The sequence below is a fragment of the Roseateles sp. GW823-FHT07B05 genome, from assembly GCF_058794515.1.
In genome coordinates, this window is sequence record NZ_JBXAGX010000039.1 from 1 (window position 1) to 1,315 (window position 1,315).

The 1,315-nt window shown below is 66.5% G+C and carries 1 protein-coding gene and 1 other annotated feature; the gene reads left to right on the forward strand.

Features of this window, described 5'->3' with window-relative positions; genetic code table 11:
- The first annotated feature begins 50 nt into the window (after positions 1–50).
- Positions 51–1,276, forward strand: a protein-coding gene (locus tag AC1Q7O_RS27545) for an IS3 family transposase (protein WP_492662636.1) whose coding sequence is annotated in 2 segments (ribosomal slippage) — positions 51–339 and positions 339–1,276 — 1,227 coding nt in all. Because the reading frame shifts where the segments join, the coding sequence is not laid out codon by codon here.
- Positions 329–445: a sequence feature (AL1L pseudoknot), on the forward strand. Its footprint overlaps the gene before it by 117 nt.
- Positions 1,277–1,315 lie beyond the last annotated feature (39 nt).

Genomic DNA, 1,315 nt, shown 5'->3' on the forward strand with positions numbered 1-1,315 from the left:
TGAACCGCCCCGGGTTTCGAGGAGGCTCAACACTCTGAGAGGATTGAGCCATGAGCAAGTCGAACAAGTTCTCGCCCGAGGTGCGTGAGCGCGCGGTGAGGATGGTGCAGGAGCACCGGGGGGAGTACGCGTCGCTGTGGGCGGCCATCGAGTCCATCGCGCCCAAGATTGGCTGCGTGCCGCAGACGCTGAACGAGTGGGTCAAGCGCGCGGAGGTCGATGCCGGCGTGCGCGAGGGCGTGACGACCAACGAGGCGCAGCGTGTGAAGGAACTCGAACGCGAGGTGCGCGAACTGCGCAAGGCCAACGAGATCCTGAAGCTGGCCAGTGCGTTTTTCGCCCAGGCGGAGCTCGACCGCCGCATCAAGTCCTGAAGACCTTCGTCGACCGGCATCGCCAGCAGTTCGGGGTCGAGTCGATCTGTCGCGTCTTGCAGATCGCCCCGTCGGCGTACTGGCGCCATGCCGCCTGTCAGCGCAACCCGGCGCTGTGCTCGCGTCGCGCGCAGCGCGATGCGAGCCTCGTGCCTCAGGTCCGGCGCGTATGGCAGGCCAACATGCAGGTCTACGGCGCCGACAAGGTCTGGCGCCAGCTCAACCGCGAAGGCGTGGCGGTAGCGCGCTGCACCGTCGAGAGGTTGATGCGCCAGCAGGGCCTGCAGGGCGTGCGCCGAGGCAAGGCGGTGCGCACCACGCTACCTGACCCGAAGGCGCCATGCCCGCTGGATCGGGTCAACCGACAGTTCCGGGCCGAGCGGCCCAACCAGCTGTGGGTCTCGGACTTCACCTACGTCTCGACCTGGCAGGGCTGGGTCTACGTGGCGTTTGTCGTGGATGTGTTCAGCCGGCGCATCGTGGGCTGGCGCCAGAGCAGTTCGATGCACACCGAGTTCGTGCTCGACGCGCTGGAGCAGGCGCTGTATGACCGCAAGCCGTCCGACGACGGCAGCCTGACGCACCACTCCGACAGGGGGGCGCAATACCTGTCCATTCGCTACAGCGAGCGGCTGGCCGAAGCCGGCATCGAACCGTCAGTGGGCTCGAAGGGCGACAGCTACGACAACGCCCTGGCCGAGACCATCAACGGCCTCTACAAGGCCGAGGTGATCCACAGGCGCGGGCCGTGGAAGACCAAGCAGGCGGTGGAGCTGGCAACGCTGGAATGGGTGGCTTGGTTCAACCACCATCGATTGATGGAGCCGCTGGGCTACATCCCGCCGGCCGAGTTCGAGGCCAACTACCATCGACAACGCGCTGGTCAGGCCGCGACCGTCTGACTTAAACCAACGGGCCTCCGCGGAAGCCGGGGCGATTCA